This window comes from Mesorhizobium sp. WSM4904, assembly GCF_029674545.1.
In the GTDB taxonomy this organism is placed as follows: domain Bacteria; phylum Pseudomonadota; class Alphaproteobacteria; order Rhizobiales; family Rhizobiaceae; genus Mesorhizobium.
The window spans coordinates 5219375-5240393 of record NZ_CP121354.1 but is presented as its reverse complement, the minus strand read 5'-3'; the positions used below and the strand labels follow the sequence as shown (position 1 = coordinate 5240393).

At 65.0% G+C, this 21019-nt stretch carries 21 protein-coding genes; 13 read left to right on the top strand and 8 right to left on the bottom strand.

Annotated features, from left to right (window positions below; all coding sequences use genetic code 11):
• Positions 1–53 precede the first annotated feature (53 nt).
• Positions 54–368 carry a co-chaperone GroES gene (groES, locus tag QAZ47_RS25345; RefSeq protein ID WP_278076853.1) on the bottom strand — a complete coding sequence of 105 codons (315 nt, stop codon included), beginning with the start codon at positions 366–368 and terminating at the stop codon, positions 54–56.
• 319 nt (positions 369–687) lie between these two features.
• On the opposite strand from groES, the gene QAZ47_RS25340 reads away from it, so the two are divergent.
• The 4 genes from QAZ47_RS25340 to QAZ47_RS25325 all read left to right on the top strand — a co-directional run bounded on the left by QAZ47_RS25340 (position 688) and on the right by QAZ47_RS25325 (position 4162).
• Positions 688–1029 carry a hypothetical protein gene (locus QAZ47_RS25340; RefSeq protein ID WP_278203472.1) on the top strand — a complete coding sequence of 114 codons (342 nt, stop codon included), beginning with the start codon at positions 688–690 and terminating at the stop codon, positions 1027–1029.
• A 292-nt stretch (positions 1030–1321) separates the two neighbouring features.
• Positions 1322–1795, top strand: a complete 474-nt coding sequence (locus QAZ47_RS25335) for an Hsp20 family protein (RefSeq protein ID WP_278231177.1) — start codon at positions 1322–1324, stop codon at positions 1793–1795.
• Between the two features lie 92 nt (positions 1796–1887).
• Positions 1888–2397: an Hsp20/alpha crystallin family protein gene (locus QAZ47_RS25330; protein WP_278203470.1), complete on the top strand. Its 510-nt coding sequence runs from the start codon at positions 1888–1890 to the stop codon at positions 2395–2397.
• Positions 2398–2743: 346 nt separating this feature from the next.
• Positions 2744–4162 carry a hypothetical protein gene (locus QAZ47_RS25325; protein WP_278231176.1) on the top strand — a complete coding sequence of 473 codons (1419 nt, stop codon included), beginning with the start codon at positions 2744–2746 and terminating at the stop codon, positions 4160–4162.
• A gap of 14 nt (positions 4163–4176) precedes the next feature.
• On the opposite strand, the gene QAZ47_RS25320 is transcribed toward QAZ47_RS25325, so the two are convergent.
• From QAZ47_RS25320 to QAZ47_RS25310, 3 genes are all read right to left on the bottom strand, one after another.
• The gene (locus tag QAZ47_RS25320) at positions 4177–5070 is read right to left on the bottom strand and encodes a hypothetical protein (RefSeq protein WP_278231175.1); all 894 of its coding nucleotides are present in this window, start codon (positions 5068–5070) and stop codon (positions 4177–4179) included.
• Between the two features lie 253 nt (positions 5071–5323).
• Positions 5324–6982: an acyl-CoA synthetase gene (locus tag QAZ47_RS25315; RefSeq protein ID WP_278231173.1), complete on the bottom strand. Its 1659-nt coding sequence runs from the start codon at positions 6980–6982 to the stop codon at positions 5324–5326.
• A 367-nt stretch (positions 6983–7349) separates the two neighbouring features.
• Positions 7350–8156, bottom strand: coding sequence for a helix-turn-helix transcriptional regulator (locus QAZ47_RS25310; protein ID WP_278231172.1), 807 nt, complete (start codon positions 8154–8156; stop codon positions 7350–7352).
• Between the two features lie 139 nt (positions 8157–8295).
• On the opposite strand from QAZ47_RS25310, the gene QAZ47_RS25305 reads away from it, so the two are divergent.
• On the top strand, positions 8296–8685 hold the full coding sequence (locus QAZ47_RS25305) for a VOC family protein (protein ID WP_278203465.1): 390 nt from the start codon (positions 8296–8298) through the stop codon (positions 8683–8685).
• A gap of 128 nt (positions 8686–8813) precedes the next feature.
• Complete coding sequence (locus QAZ47_RS25300; RefSeq protein WP_278231171.1) at positions 8814–10370, top strand: serine hydrolase; 1557 nt, start codon at positions 8814–8816, stop codon at positions 10368–10370.
• Between the two features lie 9 nt (positions 10371–10379).
• Here QAZ47_RS25300 and QAZ47_RS25295 read toward each other — a convergent pair whose 3' ends face one another.
• A complete protein-coding gene (locus QAZ47_RS25295) occupies positions 10380–11315 on the bottom strand; it encodes a hypothetical protein (protein WP_278231169.1) in 936 nt (311 codons plus the stop codon).
• Positions 11316–11484: 169 nt separating this feature from the next.
• On the opposite strand from QAZ47_RS25295, the gene QAZ47_RS25290 reads away from it, so the two are divergent.
• The 3 genes from QAZ47_RS25290 to QAZ47_RS25280 all read left to right on the top strand — a co-directional run bounded on the left by QAZ47_RS25290 (position 11485) and on the right by QAZ47_RS25280 (position 14412).
• Positions 11485–12591, top strand: coding sequence for a KamA family radical SAM protein (locus QAZ47_RS25290; RefSeq protein ID WP_278231168.1), 1107 nt, complete (start codon positions 11485–11487; stop codon positions 12589–12591).
• Positions 12592–12871: 280 nt separating this feature from the next.
• Entirely contained in the window at positions 12872–13696 is an 825-nt protein-coding gene (locus QAZ47_RS25285) for a BA14K family protein (protein ID WP_278203461.1), read from the top strand.
• Between the two features lie 290 nt (positions 13697–13986).
• On the top strand, positions 13987–14412 hold the full coding sequence (locus tag QAZ47_RS25280; protein ID WP_278231167.1) for a globin family protein: 426 nt from the start codon (positions 13987–13989) through the stop codon (positions 14410–14412).
• 173 nt (positions 14413–14585) lie between these two features.
• On the opposite strand, the gene QAZ47_RS25275 is transcribed toward QAZ47_RS25280, so the two are convergent.
• Positions 14586–15719 (bottom strand): alpha-hydroxy acid oxidase, encoded by a 1134-nt coding sequence (locus tag QAZ47_RS25275; protein ID WP_278233872.1) that lies wholly within the window; start codon positions 15717–15719, stop codon positions 14586–14588.
• A 199-nt stretch (positions 15720–15918) separates the two neighbouring features.
• On the opposite strand from QAZ47_RS25275, the gene QAZ47_RS25270 reads away from it, so the two are divergent.
• A complete protein-coding gene (locus QAZ47_RS25270; protein WP_278231166.1) occupies positions 15919–16497 on the top strand; it encodes a TetR/AcrR family transcriptional regulator in 579 nt (192 codons plus the stop codon).
• Positions 16498–16541: 44 nt separating this feature from the next.
• On the opposite strand, the gene QAZ47_RS25265 is transcribed toward QAZ47_RS25270, so the two are convergent.
• On the bottom strand, positions 16542–17315 hold the full coding sequence (locus QAZ47_RS25265; protein WP_278231165.1) for a hypothetical protein: 774 nt from the start codon (positions 17313–17315) through the stop codon (positions 16542–16544).
• 33 nt (positions 17316–17348) lie between these two features.
• On the opposite strand from QAZ47_RS25265, the gene QAZ47_RS25260 reads away from it, so the two are divergent.
• The 3 genes from QAZ47_RS25260 (at position 17349) to QAZ47_RS25250 (ending at position 20582) form a co-directional block, all read left to right on the top strand.
• Positions 17349–18200: an AraC family transcriptional regulator gene (locus QAZ47_RS25260; protein WP_278231164.1), complete on the top strand. Its 852-nt coding sequence runs from the start codon at positions 17349–17351 to the stop codon at positions 18198–18200.
• A gap of 269 nt (positions 18201–18469) precedes the next feature.
• Complete coding sequence (locus QAZ47_RS25255; protein ID WP_278231163.1) at positions 18470–20359, top strand: acyltransferase family protein; 1890 nt, start codon at positions 18470–18472, stop codon at positions 20357–20359.
• Complete coding sequence (locus QAZ47_RS25250; RefSeq protein WP_278203457.1) at positions 20346–20582, top strand: hypothetical protein; 237 nt, start codon at positions 20346–20348, stop codon at positions 20580–20582. The genes QAZ47_RS25255 and QAZ47_RS25250 overlap by 14 nt, the downstream gene beginning before the upstream one ends.
• 159 nt (positions 20583–20741) lie before the next feature.
• On the opposite strand, the gene QAZ47_RS25245 is transcribed toward QAZ47_RS25250, so the two are convergent.
• On the bottom strand, positions 20742–20930 hold the full coding sequence (locus QAZ47_RS25245) for a hypothetical protein (RefSeq protein WP_278203456.1): 189 nt from the start codon (positions 20928–20930) through the stop codon (positions 20742–20744).
• Positions 20931–21019: the final 89 nt, after the last annotated feature.

The following is a 21019-nucleotide window of genomic DNA, read 5'->3' as shown; positions in this document are numbered from 1 at the left end:
TGGAACACTCCTTCAGCAGGCAGCTTTCGTTGACCGGATAGAGTTGGGCCGGCTCAGGCCGCTTTTCCGAGCGCGGATGTCTGTTCGATCACACCCATCACGTCGCTTTCCTTCATGATGAGCAGGTCTTCGCCGTCGAGTTTGATCTCGGTGCCGGTCCACTTACCGAACAGGATGCGGTCGCCGACCTTGACGTCGAGGGCGACGAGCTTGCCGCTTTCGTCGCGGGCGCCGGGACCGACGGCGATGATCTCGCCTTGCTGCGGTTTTTCCTTGGCTGTGTCGGGGATGATGATGCCGCCGGCCGTCTTCTCCTCTGCCTCGACGCGGCGGACCAGAACACGGTCATGCAATGGATGGAACTTCATATCGTTCTCCTTCGGGACAAACAGATTTTGAGAGGTTCCTCCACTCCGGACCGGAAGGACCGGAGCAGGGCTCGCGATCCTTTCGGCATCGCGCGCATGTGGATGTGGTTTTGCCCTTTCTGGTTTTTCAAGAGGCCGCGAAAAAATTTTTAGCACTCACGCCATGCGAGTGCTAATGCCATGAAAACATGAGCCTAATCAGAACGGGTACGGTGCTTCTCCGCTTGAATTTTCCGGAAGGCGGAACAAAATCATTCGAGCGCCCTCTGCGCATTGAAGCTGAAGCTGTCGAAAGGAGTTTTGGAAGACGGAGGACCAGATGAACCGACAGGATGTCTCGCCGATAATCCCTTCTCTTGTTCCCGAAACATGTGACCTTGCGTTGGACCGGCTGCTGTCGCCGGCAAGGCATTTCAAGCACCCCGACGAGGTCGTGAAGGACGACACCCTTGACCTTCAGGAAAAGCGGGCAATCCTGTCGTCCTGGGCTTCGGATGCCTGTGCCGTTGAATCCGTCCCGGCGTTGCGGCTGGCTCCGGGAAGCGATCTGCCGGTCTCCTTCGATCAGATCATGAATGCGCTATGCCAACTGGACGCCGCGGCCGCGCAGTCGACGCGCACGGGTAACCGTCGGCAAATTATTGACCGCCTGGATGCATGACATCTTCTACGATGACTATGCGGCTTTGAGGGCGCTGCGAGGGCGCTGCACTTCTTCGTGCGCGCCGCCCACCATCGCCCTGTAAGACCCTTAGATGGGCTATTGCCATGCATTGAAGGCGGGTCCCGGGCGCAGGTTCTTGGTGCAAAGCTGAACGGCTCAGGCCCCTTGACGCAAGGGAAATCAATTCCCAAATCGATTTTCGCCGGCGCTTGCAATAGGCCGGCAAGGTCAAGGAGCGCCGCGTCCTTGGCGCTCCTCGTATCTATGTTGCTCAATGGAGGATGTAGCTATGAGAAACAGTTTCGACTTCTCTCCCCTGTTCCGGTCGAGCATCGGCTTTGATCGAATGCTGAGTGCGCTCGAGACGGCAAGCCGTATCGAAACCGCCGATAACTGGCCACCCTACGACATCGCTAAGACAAGCGAAGACGACTATCGCATCACCATGGCGGTGGCGGGCTTCAGCCAGGATGAACTGGCCATTACCCAGGAGCAGAATATGCTCATGGTTTCTGGTCAGAAGGCAGGCGAAGACAAAGGTGAGTACCTGCATCGCGGCATTGCCGGCCGCGCGTTTCAGCGCCGCTTCGAGCTTGCCGACCATGTCAAGGTCGTCGGTGCCAGCCTCGTCAACGGCCTACTCACGATCGATCTCAAGCGCGAGATTCCGGAAGAAATGAAGCCTCGCCGGATCGACATCGCGGCGGACAAGGCAGTGCCGAAAGCCGCGACGAAAAAGATCGAAGAGAAACAGGCCGCCTGAGGCCTCTTCTCGGCGCTACGTGCGGAGCGCCGGGGTGATGTGTCCCGGCGCTTGAGGCATTGTCTTCCGGACGAACGGAAAGGAGGAAAGCAATGAGTGTCCGTGATCTGATTCCCTGGGGCCGAAGCAATGGCAACCAGCTACCGAGTGTCTTTCGTGATGGCGAACGCGATCCGTTCCTGTCGCTGCATCGCGAGGTGAATCGGCTGTTCGACGACGTCTTCCGCGGCTTCGGCCCCGGCATCCCGTCGCTGGGCGGCGTCTCGGCCCTCGGTGGCGGCTGGCCGAGCGTCGAGATCTCCGACAACGAGAAGGAGATCAGGGTGGCGGCCGAAGTGCCAGGCCTGGAGGAGCAGGACATCGAGGTCCTGCTCGATGACGGCGTGCTGACGCTGAAGGGCGAAAAGCGCTCTGAGACGTTGGACAAGGAACGGCAGTTCTCGGAGCGCGTCTATGGTCGCTTCGAGCGTCGCATCCCGCTGGGCTATGAGATCGAAGAAGACAAGATCGATGCTCGCTTCAAGAACGGTGTGCTGACGGTTACGCTGCCCAAGACCGCGAAGGCGCAGTCGCAGGCCAAGCGTATCGAAATCAAGAGCTGATATTACGGCGCGGGGGTTGGACTGATGGCAACAACCCCCGCCATACGGAACGGCCGACGCTGGCGCGGGTGCTGACGACAGCGTGGGATGATTGCCTCTTACGCGAGCCGGGCTGGCACTGCCATGCAACGCGCGTCGATGTCGTTCCGCCGAACGCTGCTCCACTGGAACCACTTACCGCGCTTGGCGCAGATGTCGCTGGCGGAACATCGCGCAAGCCTCTGGAAAGGTGCGATAACCTTAATTTCTTCCGTCTTTTGGAGAGGGTTCCCGTACGGAATGCAAAGGGCTAGATTAGCAATTCGTTAATTAATACGGCGGGTGTGAGCGTAAGAGGTGTGCCGTTATGAATTTCAAATCCCTGATCAAGCGGGCCGAAAACGTAGACAAGGAATTTCAAGAGCTTCAGTCGGATTTGGCGGAAGCTTTCGAGGAATGTCTTGCGGCTGACGAACAGACGTCGAGTGAGGACGACATGGTCGCCGATCCGGCGCCGGGCGATGAGGATCCTCCGACCGAGAGCCAGCCCGAGGCGGTGGCCTCGCGGCTGACGCCGCATACCCAGACGCGGCTGGCCGCGCTGGAAGCGGTCTCCGGGCTTTTCCGCGACGGACAGGGCCATCTGGAGGAGATCGAGGCGAGGCTGGCGGAAATCGCCACCGCGCATCAGATGACGCGCGACATCCTGAATGTCCTGCATCGCGACGCGCTGCGCGCCAACGAGCTGGAGCTGGCGAACGCCGCTCTGAGCGCCGAGCACAAGACCATGTCGGAACAACTGCTCGATGCCGCCAGGAAGCAGCGCGAACGCGACGGCGCGGCCGAGGCCTGGCAGCAGCGCGAGGCAAGCCTGGTACAGGACCGGGAGGCGCTGCGCGAGGCGCTTGCGGCGGTGCGGCTCGAGCTGGTCGAGATGGGCAACGAGAGCGCCAGGCGCGAGGCGGAATTCGGCGAGATCGTCAAGACGCTGACGGCCAAGACCGTCGAAGCCGACAAGCGTGCCGCCGAGAACAAGCTGCTGCGCGAAAAGCAGGTCGGTCTTTCGGTCGACCTGGAGCAGGCGCAAAAGCGCGAGGCGGAGGCCCGGCACAAGTTCGACGAGTTCTCGGCGACCCACGCCAACGAAACCGCGCGCATTGCCGAGCTGATGGCCCAGATCGGCAGCCACGAAAAGGAGGAGGCTCGGCTGCAGAAGTCGCTGGAGGCGACGCAGGCCAAGCTTGCCGAAGTGGCCGAGGCAGCCCGCATCGCCGAAAGCGACGGGGCGGCCGAGCTGGCGCGGAGCCAGGCGGAGATGCGCGGATTGCGTTCCGAGATCCAGGAGCTGCAATCGCGGCTGGAGCAGGCCTCGAACGACAAGACCGAAGCCGCGGCCGAGATGACGAGGCTCAGGGCGCAGTTGAACGATGCCGTGACCGAACGGCAGATCGCGGAGGAACGGCTGGCGGTTCTCAGGAACGAGAGCGAAATGGACAAGAAGAACCTGTCGGTGGTCAGCACAAATCTCTCGCAGCTTTCCCTGCAGCAGGCGTCCGAGCAGATCCAGCTCGATATCCAGAAGCAGGAATGCGAGGATCTGCGCGCCGAGATCGTGACGCTCAATGCCCGCATCCAGGAGCTGCTGCCCTACGAGCGGCTGCACAGGGTGACGGATGCCAGGTCGCGCAAGGACGTCGTGCCCATAACCAACGGCATCATCGCGGAGGCCGCGCGCCCGACCGCGCGGCGCAACAACCGGCGTAGCATGCGTGCCAACGCGAGCTGAAGGCCGGTAAGCCCTTACTTGCCGGCCATATGGTCGGCAAGCTGCTGCGCCTCGGCAAGCAGCGCCGGGAAGGCCGGATCGCCCGGCAGGCGCGCGGCCATGCAGGCGCGATAGTCGCCGTCGCCTTTTTCCCAGGCGGCATTGGCGGAATCATAGGCCTGCTGGTCCTTGAGGTCCGAGCCCTGATAGGTCTCCTGGAATTTCTGGGCGGTCGCGTCCGCCGTGGTCCAAATGGCTTCGCAGGCCGCGATCTTCGGCACGGGCGGTGATGCGGGCGCCTCGGCGATCAGCACGCGGTCGCCCTTGACGACCGCGATGACGACCTGCTGGTCGTAGATAGGCCCGACATCCTGCGTCCAGCCGCCGAGCCGGGCGACGGCGATATCGGCGCCTTCCGGTTTCTTCAGCGGAAAGTCGAGCGTCTTCACGAAGGCGGCATCGGCGCCGATCGCCTGGGTGTAGAAGCCGTCGAGCTTCAGCGCCTCGTCGAGGCTGGTGGGCAGCCTGAGGCTTTCATCGTCCCCGTCGGCCCTGGACTGCAGCCAGCGGTCGGCGAGCCCCCGCGTCGTCGCCACGATGCTCGGGCCTTCGTCGCTCTTGGCGTAACGCAGCCCGTCGAGCATGCCGAAGCCGATATCGGAGGCGCTCAGGCTTTCCAGATTGATGGTGCCGGTTGCCGGAAAATCCTTGACCGAAAGCGGTCCGAGAATGGCCGAAAGACGCTTTTCGAGATCGGCCTGCGCCTTGGTATTCGCGGCATCGAGCGCTTCCACTTGAGCGTTCGAGCTCTCCAGTGTCGCGATGTCGGAAATCGCCTTGTCGCGCGCGGCGATATAGTCGTCCTCAGGCGAGGCCGCGAAAGCCGTGCCGCCCGCGAGCGCGAACAGAAGCGTCCATATCAACCGCATGATGCAACCCCCGCGCTGCGTTCTACCCAATGACAGACGCACATTTGAAGACAAGATCGGGCCAAAAAAAGACGGCGGGAGCCGACGGCGAAGCTCCCCCCTTGAGGGGGAGATGGCCGCAGAGCGGCCAGAGGGGGTCGCCGCGCGTGGAGCGCCGACGCCTTCCTTGGCGAGAGGTTGGCGACCTATGTGAGACGACCCCCTCTGTCGCCTTCGGCGACATCTCCCCCTCGAGGGGGGAGATCAGCACTCATCACCCCTTCCGCTTCTCCACCTCCGCCTTCCTCAGCAGGAACCGCTGGATCTTGCCGCTCGGCGTCTTCGGCAGTTCGGCGACGAACTCGACCTCGCGCGGATAGGAATGCGCCGAGAGCCGCTTCTTGACATGTTGGGCAAGCTCCTCGGCGAGTGCCTCGCTGCCCTTGTAGGCCGGCGCCAGCACCACGAAGGCCTTGACGATCTCGGTGCGCTGCGGGTCGGGCACGCCGACCACCGCCGCCTCGTTGACCGCCGGATGCTCGATCAGCGCGCTTTCGACATCGAACGGCCCGATGCGGTAGCCGGCCGAGGTGATGACGTCGTCGGCGCGGCCGATGAAGGAGACCGAGCCGTCCGGCTCGTATTCCACCGTGTCGCCCGTGCGATAGTAGCCGCCGGCGATGGCCGGCGTCTCCGCCTGATGGTAGCCGTCGAACCACCGCAGCGGCGACCTGGCGATATCGACCGCCAGCACGCCCGGCTGGTTGGGACCGAGCTCGTTGCCGGCTTCGTCCAGCACCACCATGCGGTAGCCCGGCATGGCGAAGCCGGCCGAGCCCGCGCGGACAGGATGGCTGAGCCCATGATGGTTGTTCACCATCATGCCGTTCTCGGTCTGGCCGTAATGGTCGTGGATGGGCGCGGCGAGATGGGCGTCGAACCAGCGGATCACTTCCGGGTTGAGCGGCTCGCCGGCGCTGCTCACCACGCGCAGCTTGCCCTTGACGCGGCTGGCCGCCTCTGGCCCTTCCGCCATCAGCAGACGATAGGCAGTGGGCGAGCCGGCGAGACTGGTCACCCCCAGTCGTTCGATGATCTCGTAGGTGCTTCTGGCGTTGAAGGCGCCTTCGTAGAAGGTGGTGGCGATGCCGAGCTGGAGCGGCCCGGTGATGGCGTAGTAGAGTCCATAGGCCCAGCCGGGATCGGCGATGTTCCAGAAGATGTCGTCGGCGCGCAGCCCGATCGCGTCACGCATATAGGCGCCAAACGCAAGCAGCGCGCGGAGCGGCACCGGCACGCCTTTCGGGTGCCCGGTCGTGCCGGAGGTCGACATCATCATGAACAGGTCCAAGCCATTGCGCATCACCGGCTCGCACTCGGGGGAGGCGGCGGCGGTTGCTGCGCGGAAATCGATATCGCCCTCGGGCAGGGCGTCGCCGGGAGCGAGGACGGTGGCGATGCGCGGATGGTTTTCCACCTCGTCGAGCTTGCCGCGGTTTGCGGGGTTGGTCACCACCAGCTTCGCATTGCTGTAGCTCAGCCGATGCTCGATGGCCTTCGGCCCGAAAGCGGTGAACAGCGGCTGGTAGACCGCGCCGACGCGCCACACGCCGAGGATCAGCGCCACCAGTTCGGGGATGCGCGGCAGCATGCCGGCAACGACATCGCCGGGGCGCACGCCGAGGCCCTTCAGCACGGTGCCGACGCGGCCCGACATGTCGCCGAGATCGTCGAAGCTGAATTCGCGCAACTCGCCGCCGGCCGAGATCGCGCGCAGCGCCAGCCGGTTTTCGCCTGTGTAGCGGCCGCAGCATTCGACATAGGCGTTGACGCCGCTCGCCGGATCGCCGTCGAGCCTTGCGATCTCGTCTTCGATGCGGAAGCGCCGCACGGCGTCCTCATAGCGCGGCAGCGCTGCCGGCATTTCGGTCATGGCAATCCTCCCTAGGCGGCACGCCATCTCCCCATGGCGCGGGTTGATGAGAGATTGCCCGAAAACACGGCGCGGGTCGATTGCGGCGAAGGTGGGGATTCTGGCGGGCGAGCGACGTTGCTCTCTACGGCGCCCCCCTCTGTCCTGCCGGACATCTCCCCCACGGGAGGGAGATTGGCAGTTCCGCTGACGGCGATCCTCCCGCAACGTTGGAGATTGGCGAAACCGGGCGAGACATCCGATCTCCCCCAAGTGGGGGAGATGTCCGGCAGGACAGAGGGGGGCGCGAAGGAACGCAAGCTTTCGTCGGTCAAAGCCTTCCCAACCAGCAAGTTAGCGTCCATTCCGGAATCCGCGTCTGAGCTGTCTACACACGCTTCCGGTAGAGGCTGATCGTCATCTCCTTGCCGACACCCGCGGGCGTCAGCATGAAGTAATCATAGGTCGCGACTTCGCCCGACGGCCCGACCAGCCCCTTCGACCAGATCGGCGCCTCTTCCACCCGCATCTCGGCCCACTGCTGCGCGAACTCCGGGCTGAGCGCCCTGAGCGGATCGAGCACGGCGCGGATGTCGGGAGCCGCCGCGTAGCCGACCGTCGCCGCGCGGAACTGCGCGATCGCCGAGCGCGCCACCACCTCCCAGTCGGCGAACAGCTGGCGCCAGGCGGGATCGAGGAAGAGCCGCTTGAGCAGGTTGCGCTTCGCCGGATCGTCCGGGTCGAACCCACCGAACAGGCTTGCCGCCTCGTCGTTCCAGCCGATGAAATCCCAGGCGCGGTTCAGCGCATAGGCCGGGTTGGGCAAGAGCGTCGCAAGCAGGCCGGCTATCCACGGCTCGGGCGAGGGGTTGCCCGCCGGCGAAGCCTCGGGCAGCCATTCCGGCTTCGCGAGCTTGAATAGGTGCTCGCGCTCGATCGGCAGGAGCTTCAGAACATCGGCGAGCGCATTGAGCACCTGCGCGGAGGGATTGGCGTTACGTCCCTGTTCCAGCCACGTGTACCAGGTGGCGCTGATGCCGGCGAGCAGCGCCACCTCCTCCCGCAGCAGGCCGGAAGCCCGCCTGCGCGTGCCGGTGCTGATGCCGTGCCGCGAAGGTTCCACCCGCTCGCGCATGGCGCGCAGGAAGCGGCCGAGCTCCTTGCGCCTGTCGGCCTCGGCCGCTCGTTCCAGCATGCCCGTACCTCGAAAGGGGTAGCGGCGCTACCGGCAGCGCCACTCATCTTGTACCACCTGGCTACCAGTATAAATGGAGCAGCGCGTATGACAACGCACCGGTCGCACCTGACGCGGCCGACTGGCCAAGGATCCAAAAATGAATGCGCTGAAAAACATCAGGAACATCGACTACACCGTCATCTTCGCCCGCGACATGAAAGCGATGCGCGGCTTCTACGAGGACATTATGGGCTTTCCCGTCCATTCGACCCTGGGCGAGGGCTGGACCGCCTACCAGGTCGGCTCCTGCCTGCTGGCGCTGACGAAGCGCGGCGTGATGTTCGACGATGCGCCGGCGCCGGCGGGCGCGCTGTCGCTGCAGCTCGCCTTCCGCGTCGCGCCGGCCGATGTCGACCAATGCGCCAGGGCCCTGCGGGAGAAGGGCGTCGCCATCGAGATGGAGCCGACCGACCAGCCCTGGGGCCACCGCACGCTGTTCTTCCGCGATCCCGACGGGAACGTGCTGGAGATCTACGCGGAGATTTAGGGATCAGGGCAGGCGCAGGCCTTGCGCCTCCAGGAACGTGGAGAGGTGAGCCCTCCGGCGAAGGGCTTGGCCGCTACAGCGCCGACCTGTACAATCGTAAGGTGAATGCAGGGAGGGGAGGCGCGAGCTTGCGGCCTGATTGGAATCTCTGTCATTTGAGGGTTTGGGCCGTCATCGCCATCATGGCGCTTTGGCCCCATGCGGCATCGGCCGACGCCATCACGCCCGAACGGATCACGGTCGCCCTGTCGAAGCTCGAGGCGCTGGCGCAGAGCGCAGTCGCGGACGGCGCCGTGCCCGGTCTCGCTATCGCGGTCGTTCACGACGACGAGATTGTCTTCCTGAAAGGCTTCGGCCTTCGCGAGGCCGGCAAACCCGAGACCGTCGACGCCGATACCGTGTTCCAGATCGCCTCGCTTTCCAAGCCGGTCTCCGCCACGGTCGTGGCGGCGCTGGTCAGCGACGGCGTCGTGTCCTGGAATTCCAGGATCGCCGACCTCGATCCGGGCTTCCGGCTCGCCGATCCCTATCCGACCAGCGAGCTCACCATCCGCGACCTGTTCGCCCATCGCAGCGGGCTTCCGGGCACCGCCGGGGACGACCTCGAGGACATCGGCTACGACCGCGCCACCATCCTTGACCGCCTGCGCTTCGTGCCGCCATCGTCGAGCTTTCGCGCCGGCTACTCCTACAGCAATTTCGGGCTGACCGAGGGCGCAGTCGCCGCCGCGAGGCCGACGGGCAAATCCTGGGAGGAGGTCGCCGATGAAAAGCTCTATCGTCCGCTCGGCATGGCCTCGACCAGTTCCCGGAACGCCGATTTCATCAAGCGCGCCAATCGTGCCGCGCTTCACGTCAAGGTGGATGGCGCCTGGGCGGCGAAGATCAAGCGCGATCCGGACGCGCAGGCGCCTGCCGGCGGCGTCAGCTCTACCGCGCGCGACCTCGCGCAATGGGTGCGCCTGCTGCTCGGCGACGGCGTCTATGCCGGCAAGACGCTGATTGCCGCCGATGCGCTGGACCAGACGCATGTGCCGCTGATGACGCGCGGCAAGAACCCGGTCTCCGGCGGCGAATCCTTCTACGGCCTCGGTTGGAACGTCGAGTTCGGCCGGCACGGCCTGAGCTGGGGACACGCGGGCGCCTTCAGCGTCGGCGCGCGCACCCTGGTGACGATCTTCCCGAAGGACAAGCTCGGCATCGTCATTCTTGCCAACGCCTTTCCGACAGGCGTGCCGGAGGGGCTGTCCGACAGCTTTGCCGATCTGGTCTTCGACGGCAAAGTCGAGCAGGACTGGATCGAGGCGTGGGACGCGATCTACGCCGACATGTTCGGTCCGGTGGTCGAGGCGGCCAAGGCCAGATATGCCGCGCCGCCGTCACCGGCGCGGCCGGCGGCACCGGCCAGCGCCTATGCCGGCCGCTATGCCAATGACTTCATCGGCGACGCGGTCGTATCTGGTACGGGAGACGGCCTTGTGCTCAAACTCGGGCCGGCCGGGGCGCGGTCCTATGTGCTGAGGCACTATGACGGCGACCTATTCCTGACCTATCCCGACGCCGAAACGCCGGACAGGCCGGCGGGCGTCAGCTTCGTCGTCGGCGCCGACGGCAAGGCGTCCGCGATCACCATCGACTTCCTCGACGACAATCGCCTCGGCACGTTGCCGCGCGTGGGCGAATAACGCAGCAGGTCAGCGCGCCTGCCCGTAGCGGAGCAGCTTGAAACAATCGCCGCTGCCCGACTTTGTCTGCGTCAGCATCGGTTTCGCGCGGTCGATCCATTCCTGCTGCGACTTGGCGTCGGCCTCGATCGCGTCGGCCGGTCGAAGCGCGACGAAACTCTTGCCTTTGCTGAAGAGCCAGCAGGCGCGGGCGAGAAACCGCCTGCTGCGCTGGCGCAGCAGGTCGGCGTCATAGAATATGTCCAGCACCTCGTGCTTGATCTTCTGTTCCTTGTCGGGCTTGGCGACCGCCGCCTCGACCGGCTCGTCGCCGATCGCGTCATGCAGGTCCTTGTAGTCGAGGCCGAGCTGCGTCGTGGCGTATTTGATCTCGTTCTCGTCGCGCACGATGTTGAACCACAGCGTCGGATCGAGCTCGTTGACCACGAAGGTGTTTTCGAGGTCGCGCGACAGGTTCAGGATATCGAAATCTCGGACATCGATGTCACGTTCGACCAGCAGGATCTTTTCGACCTGCTTGCCGAGTTCGGCTCCTTTGGCGCTGATCGCGGCGTTGTTTCCGCCGAGTTCGGGACCGACATAGGCGCCGCCCTGGTCCAGCACCTCGTCGAACTCGCCGAGCGTTTCGATGACGGCGGCGCCGCGGGCAACGCGCGCGGCGAGCCTGGCCAAGACCTGCTGCAGCTCCGTCTCGCGCTTGCGCTGGTCCTGATAGTTCTGCTGGAAGAAGAAGATGAACAGCGAAACGCCGATGCCGATCAGGATCACGCCCAACTGCGAAAAGATGTTGCGGTAATATTCCAGCAGCTTTTCGCGGTGGCGTATGTCGTCGCGCACGCTGCGCGCCACATGCAGATTGACGATCAGCGAAAGGATCAGCAGCCCGGCGCCGACCAGGATGAGCCCGCCGATGAGGAGGTAGCCATGGCCTGCGTTGAAATCCATTCGCGTCCCCCGAAGCCCCGGATAACGCAGACTAATATACCATTCCGCCGAAACAACTATCCGAAGGGCCGAGGCGAGACGCAGCGTCTGCGGCGCTGGGGCAACGCTGGCGGTTGACCCTGCTGCCCATCCGGACGATATCCCGCTCAAAATCATCCCGAGACCCTCAATGACCGCAGACCTCAAACAACCAGCCGCCGCACGCGACGCCGACGCTGCCTGGCAGGACGACGTCCGCGCCGGTGTGCGCCATGTGCGCGATCTTGCGGCGCTGCCGCTCTCGCCGGCCGAGCGCGCGGCGGCGCAGGAAGCCGCGGCCGCTCACAAGGTGCGCGTGCCGAAATCCTATCTCGACCTGATCAACTGGAACGATCCCGACGACCCGATCCGCGCCCAGGTGATCCCGTCGCCGCAAGAGCTCGTCGCCACCGAGGGCGAGCTCGACGACCCGATCGGCGACCATGAATTCAGCCCGGTGCCGCGTCTGACGCATCGCCATGCCGACCGCGTGCTGTTGTTTCCCACCTACCAATGCGCGGTCTACTGCCGCTTCTGCTTTCGGAAGGAGTCGCTGACATCGATCGGCCGCGGCTACACACGGGAAGCGCTGGAGCCGGCGCTCGCCTATATCGCCGGGCATGAGGAGATCCGCGAGGTGATCCTGACCGGCGGCGATCCGCTGTCGCTGCCAGACAAGGTGCTCGCCGAAATCCGCTCCCGCATTGAGGCTATCCCGCATGTGCGGCTCTTGCGCGTCCACACCCGCGTGCCGGTGGCGCTGCCTTCGCGCATCACGCCAGGCATGGTGGCGGCCCTGCAGGGCAGGCTGATGGTGACGGTGGTGACCCACTTCAATCACCCGCGGGAGCTGACCGCCGAAGCCGAGGCAGCCTGCCGCACGATGCGGCAGGCCGGTTTCGTGCTGCTCAACCAGAGCGTTCTCTTGAAGGGCGTCAACGATCGCGTCGAGGTTCTGGAAGAGCTCTGCCGCGAGCTGATGTATCGCCTTGGGGTAAAACCCTATTACCTGCATCATGGCGACCTGGCGCGCGGCATGGCGCACCGCCGCACCACGATTGCCGAGGGCCAGGCGCTGGTCGCCGAACTGCGCGCCCGGCTCTCCGGCGTCTGCAATCCGACCTATGTCATCGATTTGCCCGATGGCGGCGGCAAGGTGCCCCTCGGCGCAGGCCATATCGAAGGTTGCGATGGCGGGATATGGCGGATTCGCGGGCAGGACGGGAAGGTGAGGGACTACAAGGAAGTGGTGGCTTGACGACATCAGCACGGCGTTCCTTCGCGCCCCCCTCTGTCCTGCCAGACATCTCCCCCACTTGGGGGGAGATCAGACCTCACCGCGACTTTCGCTAATTGTCCACTTGGCAGAATTGAGCGGAGCGCTGAAACCGCCAATCTCCCCCCTTGTGGAGGAGATGTCCGACAGGACAGAGGGGGGCGCTGTCCCGCCGACTTTTCAGGGATCAGTTCCTCGCTCTCTGCAAGGAACTTCCGTCCCGCGCCCCGCATTCTATGCGCGGGGGCTTAAGGAGTGCAGCGTGAAGGCTTTGTTGGGAATTGTCGGCGGCTTCGTGCTGACCTTGGCCGTGTTCGCCAGCGGGCTTGCCTTCGCCACCTGGCTGTTGGCCGCCAAGCCGGTGCGCCAGGCGACGCCGGCGATCGGCGTTTCCGAGCTTTGGACCAAGGATGCCCAGCCGGTCGATCCGGCGAAGCAGGATCTTGAACGCATCCCGGCCCAGCAGTCGGCCGGCGCGCCTGCCAAGGCCGGTGAGGGCGCCAAGGCGAATAGCGGCACGCAGACCGCCGCTCTCCCAACGCCGCAAACCGCCGCGCCGCAGCAATTGCAACCCTTGCCCGATGTCACCCCGCCCAGCGCGTCGCAGACGGGCCAGCCCGATGCCGCCGTCCAGCCTTCCGAGCAGCCTCCGGCCCAGCAGGCGCAATTGCCCGCCGCCCATCTCGAATGGTGCGCCAACCGCTACCGCAGCTACCGTCCGGAAGAAAACAGCTACCGCTCCTACAGCGGCGAACTGCGCCCCTGCGTCTCGCCTTATTTCGATCCCGGTGGCGACAGCACCGCTTCGACCGATGCAGGCCAGAATGGGCAAGTCGATCAAGGCGCGACGGCCGACGACCAGGCCGAGATGGAAGGCTACGCCCCCACGCGGGACGGCTACGCCGCCACCTACGGCGGCCCGCCGGAAGAGATCGCGCCTGGGGAACCGGCCCCCAGAGATCGGCTGTTGGGCCCGCAAATGTCGGGCGACCATGTCGACTACTGCTTCAGCCGCTACCGCACCTACGATCCGCAGGACAATACCTACCAGCCCTATGACGGCGGCCCGCGCCGGCAATGCGAGTAGGGCGCTTTCCTCGTCCTTGCAGAGCAACCACTGAAAGGCGCCAATCGCCACGGTGAAGGAGGCGCCATCGCGGACGCGGCGATCTCCCCCCTTGAGGGGGAGATGGTCGGCAGACCAGAGGGGGTGCCTCGCGCCACTCGTTTCCGGTTGGCTTTGCGTGACGCAAGGACCGAGCGGAACCCGATACCTCGCAGAGACAAGCCTGAAACACAAAGCCTCCACAACCGGCATCCCCGCGAAACGCCTGGGCATGATCCTCGCGCAGGAAAAAAACGCCGAGGAGCGCGCCGATGACACCCGACCAGATCAAGCTCGTGCAGGATAGTTTTCGCGAGGTCGTGCCGATCAAGACGGCGGCCGCCGCCTTGTTCTACGAGAAGCTGTTTGCCATCGACGGCAGCCTCAAGGCGCTGTTTCACGCGACCGACATGGGCAAGCAGGGCGCCAAGTTGATGGCGGCGTTGGGTTTCGTCGTGCACGGGCTTTCCCGCGCCGAGACCATCCTGCCCACCGTCCAGGATCTCGCCAGGCGCCACGTCGGCTACGGCGTCGAGGAGCGCCACTACCCGATCGTCGGCCAGGCGCTGATCGAGACGCTCGAGACAGGCCTCGGCGAGGCTTTCACGGCCGACATGCGCGAAGCCTGGACAGCCGCCTACGGCCTGCTCGCCGGCGTCATGATCGCCGCCGCGCGCGAGGTGCAGTTGGCGGCTTGAGTTGGCTTTGGTCCCTCCTTGGCGGAGCGAGGGACCGAGTGCGGCGGGGCGGCGAGGGGGCGTTGTAGCGAGTTCCCCTTCTCCGTCTCGGCTCCGACTGGCTCCAAAAGGGGCGTGCTGTCTCCCCGGCGTCCGGCGGTCAAGTCTTTCGCGCCGCCCTCTAGGGCCAGCTGCTAGTTCAGCACTCTCCCATCGATCTCGGCGACACTGCGCGTCCCCGTCAGCGCCATGGTGACGGATAGTTCCTTGCGCAGGATGTCGATGGCCGTCGCCACTCCGGCCTCGCCGCCGGCGCCGAGGCCGTAGACATAGGCGCGACCGACCAGGCAGGCCCTGGCGCCAAGCGCCAGCGCCCGCATCACATCCTGGCCCGAGCGCACGCCGCCGTCGAACAGCACCTCCACCTCCGAGCCTACCGCTTCGGCGATCCTGGGCAACATCGAGATGGTCGAGGGCGCGCCATCGAGCTGCCGGCCGCCATGGTTGGACACCACGATGGCGTCGGCGCCGGCCTTGCTGGCGCTGCGCGCATCGTCGACGTTGAGAACGCCCTTGATGATCAGCTTGCCGGGCCAGATGCTCCTGATCCAGTCGACGTCGCTCCAGTTCAGCGCCGGATCGAACTGATGAGCCACCCAGTCCGCAACGGCCTTGACGCCGTCCTCACCCTTCACGTGGCCGGCGAGGTTGCCGAAGGTCCAGCGCTTTGCCGTGAGCATGCGGGCAGCCCAACCCGGTCGGCTGGCAATGTCGAGGATGGTGCGCGGCTTCAGCGCCGGCGGCACCGAAAGCCCGTTCCTGACGTCGGCATGTCGCTGCCCCAGCACCTGCAGGTCGACGGTGAGCACCAGCGCGCTGCAGCGGGCCGCGTGCGCGCGCTCGGCAAGCGAGCGTACGAAGCCGCGGTCCTTCATCACATACAGCTGGAACCAGAACGGCTCGCCGACCGCTTGGGCAACGTCCTCGATCGAGCAGATCGACATCGTGCTCATCGTATAGGGAATGCCCGCGGCTTTCGCGGCGCGGCAGGCGAGGATTTCGCCATCTGCCCATTGCATGCCGCCGAGGCCGATCGGCGCAAGAGCCACCGGCAGCGACACCTTCTGGCCGAGGATGGTGGTTGCCGTGTCGCGACGCTCGACGTCGACCAGCACACGCTGCCTGAGCGTGATGCGCTCGAGGTCGGTGCGGTTGGCGCGCAGCGTCTGCTCGGCATAGGAGCCGGCCTCGGCATAGTCGAAGAAGACGCGCGGCACCCGGCGACGCGCCGCCCTGCGCAGGTCCTCGATGCAGGTCATATTCGTCATGAGCCTTGGCGCCACCGACGCTGCGCCGGCCGTGTCAGGCAGTGTCACGATCCCTGTCGGGACATCGAGCACCGTGGGGACTACCCGTTCCATCGTCGTCCTCCCATCGAATATTAGCTTGCGCTGATCATTGAAGGCCGCGCGCCCGCTGATGTAAATTCACTAGCGAGTATACTTACCGGCGATGGCAGCGCGCCCCATGCCCAGAGCGTCCGAGCAGACCAGGCCCGAAATCCTGCAGGCGGCTTATAAGCTGTTTCGCCGCCGCGGTTTTTTCCGTGTCGGCATGGACGAGATCGCGGACGCCGCAGGCGTCACCAAGCGCACGCTCTACTATCACTTCGACAGCAAGGACGCGCTGCTGACGGCGGTGCTCGCCTCGCAGCACGAGCGCACCTTCGCCGACTTCCAGAATTACGGCATCGACCTGTCGGGCGGCGCGGACGCGCTGATCGACAAACTGTTCGCAGGCTTGGTCAAATGGTCTTCCAAGCCGCGCTGGGCGGGCTCCGGTTTCACCCGGTTGGCCATCGAGCTAGCCGACCTGTCAGGCCATCCCGCGCGCTCCATCGCCCGACGGCACAAGGCGCTGATGGAGCAGCAATTGGAAACCCTGCTTGTCCAGGCGAATGTAGCGGCCCCGAAGGCGCGGGCGCGCGAGCTTTCCCTGCTGATCGAAGGCGCCATGGTGATGGTCCTGATCCATGGCGACCAGAGCTATTGCAGCGCCGCTGCGGCCGCAGCAAAACGGTTGGTGGCAGGCGAACCTGTCGCGTGACCCCAGCTGGACCACCGTCGTGTTCCGTCTGTCCTGGAGGCTTGTCAGTCGCTGGGCTTCTCGCCTTCGCGACGGCGCCGCGAAGCGACGACGGCCAGCCAGATCATCCACGCCAGGCCGAGAACCCAGGAAAGCACGATCGCGGCCGACTGCGCGGTCGTGAAGCCTTGCGTGCCGGCCACCCAGCCCTGCGCCAGATAGGCGAGGCCGCAAAGGCCCATCAGCCAGCCGACCGGCCGCGCAGTCCAGGCGGTGCGGGCGATCGCGGCCGCGAAGAGCAGCAAGGCGAGCCCCATCGCAAAATCCTGGTAGCTGCGCATTCCCCATTCGAGCCAGCGGATCGCCTCGGCGCTGGCGAAGCGCGCGGCCTTCTCGGCCTCCGGCGCGCTCGCCCATGCGTTCACGGCCTGTTTCAGCGCCACGCCGTCGACGGCCTGCAACGCGCCGTAGAGTGCCAGCGCCGCCACCGCCGCGGCGCCGCCCACGCGACCCAGCCAGCGCACCGCTTCGTCCTCCTGATCCAGTGCGAAGGACAGCGCGACCAGGCCGGCGAGCAGCATCGCCATGCCGGCGAACTGGCCGACATGCACGGCGCTCCAGATCGCGTTCTCGGCATAGGTGGCGAAGATGGCGTGATGGTCGTTGGCGTCGCCGCCGGCGTGGAACTGCGTGACGACGATGTGGAGGATCTGTCCGGCAAGCAACAGTCGGGAGGAGAGGCGCAGACATCCCCACTGGCTGGAAGGTTGCCCGCCGGCGGCATCGTGCCGGTCGGGAGTGATGGCGGTGAGGCCGCCGCTGAAATGCGTGGTCGACATTTTTGGCTCCATGTTTCTTCGGTGGCGCGCCGAATGTCCGCCCGTGTCCTCGCTGTATTGAACGTAGGGGCTGCCGGCTTTGGCGATTTGTGCGATACCGTCGCGATGGGGATTGTGGGCGTAGGCAGGATCATCTTCTGGGCGGGCGGCAGCCTGTGGATCGGGCAGGCCCTCGGACCGAGCGAGCTGCACGCCCACCACGCCGTGCAGGTCGGCATCGCTCTTTCCGACCATGTCGAGTTCCGGACGAGCGACAGCGTGCCGTGGCAGGCCTATGCAGCCGCCGTCATCCCGCCGGACCTGCCGCACACCTTCCAGGCGCCGGGTAGGATGATCGCGCATCTGTTCTGCGCGCCGGAATCGGCGCTCGGCCGCGGCCTGATCGACCGCTTCGGCAGCAAGCGCATCGTCGGCGTGCCGCCCGCCGAGATCGAACCGCACGCGCGGGCGCTGCGCTCGAAATTCGACGACGGCGAAACGGACGAAGAACTCGAAGCCGCAGCGCTCGAAGTGCTCTACGCCCTTTCCGGAACTGTTCCGCCAGGCGGGGCCGATCCGCGCATTCTCAGCGCCACGGCCTTCATCGCCACGCGGCTGGCCGAGCCGCTCGACCTTGAAACCGTGGCGGGCCACGTCGGCCTCTCGGCCGGACGCTTCAGGCACCTGTTCGTCGCCGAAACCGGCATTTCCTTCCGCGCTTATCTTCTCTGGACCAGGCTCAACCGGGCGCTCGAGCTCGGCTACGCCGGAGCCTCATGGACCGACGCCGCGCATGCCGCCAACTTCGCCGATTCCGCGCATCTGAGCCGCACCGCGCGCCGCATGTTCGGCTTCGCGCCGAGCTCCATGCGGCAGGTCCTGCCGGCGATGCCGCTGACGGCGTAGGAGCTTCGACGCGCGCCTCCTCGCAAGCGGGAGATAAGCGCCTGCGCCCCAGCCCACAACCGTCCGCGCTTGTCGAGCCCAACCCAATGTTCGGCCGAGAAAGAGCCGCCGGCCTGGTTGAGTCCCTCATAAAGCACGTCCTCGATCGCCTCGTGCCGCTCATGCAAGATTGACCGCGGTCCACACCAAAAAATTGCGCAGTGCACAAATTTACGTTGCACCTGCGAAAGACGCGAGTTAGCCTTGCCTAAATTAGGTGGGGCTCGGGGATGCAGCGACGCGAAGCGTGGTTGGATGCGGCGAGGGGTTTTGGGATTCTACTGGTCGTTGCGGCGCATGTCGCCGGCGAGGGCCCGGGCGTCTTCAACGCCGAATTCACCAGGGCGGCATTTCTGTTCCATATGCCGCTGTTCTTCGTCTTGTCCGGCTATCTCTATAAGCCGGCGGAAACAGCACCTCTGCTGCGCAAGAAGCTGCTCTCGCTTGCGGTCCCCTACGTCGCCTTCCTGGCACTGTTGACGGCGGCCGTGATCGCGCGGGATGCCGCCGCCGGTAAGATCCCGGCGCTGTGGCAGGTTCGGGCGGTGCTGGCCAATGACCTCCGCGGCGGCATGCACCTGGTGCGCGAATTCGGCGTCTTCTGGTTTGTCACCTGCCTCTTTTTCACGCAGCTGATCTACAACGAGGCCGCCAACCGCACCAAGGGTCCATCCGATCCCAGGATGTTGGGCTTCGTCGGCCTATCGGTCGCGCTGGCCTACACCATCCAGGCCATGTGGCCGGGAAACTATTCCCCGCTGGCAATCGCTGCGGTTCCGCTGGCGATAGGGTGCTACTGGTTCGGGCATCTGATCGGCCGCAGGCGGCCCGGGATTCTCGCATCCTGCGCCTATATCGCGGTGGTCGGTCTCACCGCGGGAATTGCCGCAAGCCACGGCGCGGACTTCTCGTTCAGCATGAAATATTCAAACTTCGGCTTGCCGCTGCTCGGGCTTCTGATCGCCTTGGCCATGTCTCTGGCCGTCCTGATAATCATGCGGTCTTTCGAGCCGGTCTCGTGGATGACCGGACCGCTCGCCAGGCTGGGCGAAGCCTCGCTCGTCATCATGTTCCTGCATCAGTTCATCCAATATTCGCTGCGCGACATCGGGATTTCGAACGAGCCGGCACTGCTTCTTGCAAGCGTCACCATTCCTTATCTCGCTTATCTGGCGCTGAAGCGCCTTCCAGAGCTCTCGCCGTGGTTTCTTGGAACCGGCGGAGGCCTGCCGGCCAGGCTGCTGGACCGGCTGGCGCACAGCCTGTCCTGGCGCCTGATTCGCTTCCGAGCGAGCCTGTTGGATAGCGTCGCCCCGATCGTGGCGTGGCTGGCCATCTCCGTCCGCTGGATGGCGAGGCGGCAGGGCCGCTCCCACGGCTTGCCGCAGGAACTGGTCGTGTCGCTGACCTCGTACCCCAAGCGCTATCCGAGCCTGGCCCTGACGCTGAAATGCCTTCTTGCGCAATCCGTCCAGGCCGACCGGACCATTCTGTGGGTCGCGCATGAGGATTTCAATGCGCTGCCTGATGCCGTGCTCGACCTTCAGGCGGCCGGTCTCGAGATCCGCACCTGCAGGAACATCCGCTCATACAAGAAGATAATCCCGGCGCTCGCCGAGTTCCCCACGGCAACCATCGTCACCGCGGATGATGACGTCTATTATTCGGGACGCTGGCTCGAGGCCCTCGTTGCCCTTGCCCGCGACAAGACGATCGTGTGCCACCGCGCGCATGCCGTCAAATTCGACCAGTATGGTGATCTGGCTCCCTACGAGAAATGGCATTTCGACAAAGAAGCCGACCCGCGGCTGCTGTTCCCGACCGGCGTTGGCGGGGTGCTCTATCCACCCGGCTCGCTTTCCGCGGAAGTGACGGACGAGGCCCTGTTCCTGAAACTCTGTCCCAATGCCGACGACGTCTGGCTGTTTTGGATGGGCCGGCGCGCGGGCAGTTCCTACGTCAAGGTCCCGCGCGACTGGTCCCCCATTGCCTGGACCGGAACGCAGGAGACCGCGCTGCACCTGACCAACGTCGCCTCGCGCGGCAATGACGACCAGATCGCCAGGATCATGCGGCAGTTCGGATTTCCGGGCGAGGGGGCATCCTATGGTCGCCCGTAAGCCGAGGCAGGTTCCGCGCGACGATGGCGCAAGGCTGCCGAACCTTTCCCGGCGGTTCTTCCGCGACAACCGCATCGATGCTGGCAGGCTGATCGACGAGATCCTTCGTAAGACCGGAACGGATGGCCTTTTGATGCCTGACGAGGTTCGCAAGATCCTCGCCGCTGCCCTTGCCGGCTCGGCGAATGCGGCGGCTGACGATCCGCTGCCGATCCCAGACTAAGAGCCAGGCTATAAGCAATTCCAGGAAAAGTGCGAAGCGGTTTTCCGTCCGGAATTGCGTGAACAAAAGAGTGCAATCCAGGAAAAGTGCGTAGCGGTTTTCCGTCCGGATTTGCGCGAACAAAGAGTGCAATTCCAGGAAACTGCGAAGCGGCCGCCGCTATTTCCGCCTTGCTGGTTTTTTCTTTGGCGGTGCTTCGACAGGCCCGCGGGCGAGCCTGGCCGCGCGAAGCCGTTCTGTCTTTGCCTGCCGGGCTGCCGTTTCCCCATCGATTATCGCGCGCGCCGTCCTCGCGGTGGCTTCGCTCTTGGCGTCGCCCTTCGGCTTGAACAAACCAGTTTCAGCCATGGTCTACCTCGCTGCTTGAAACAAAGAAGGCCGGGCAAGCCCGACCCTCTACCAAAGCATGTCTCCCGAAAGTGGGAACCGGTTTCGGG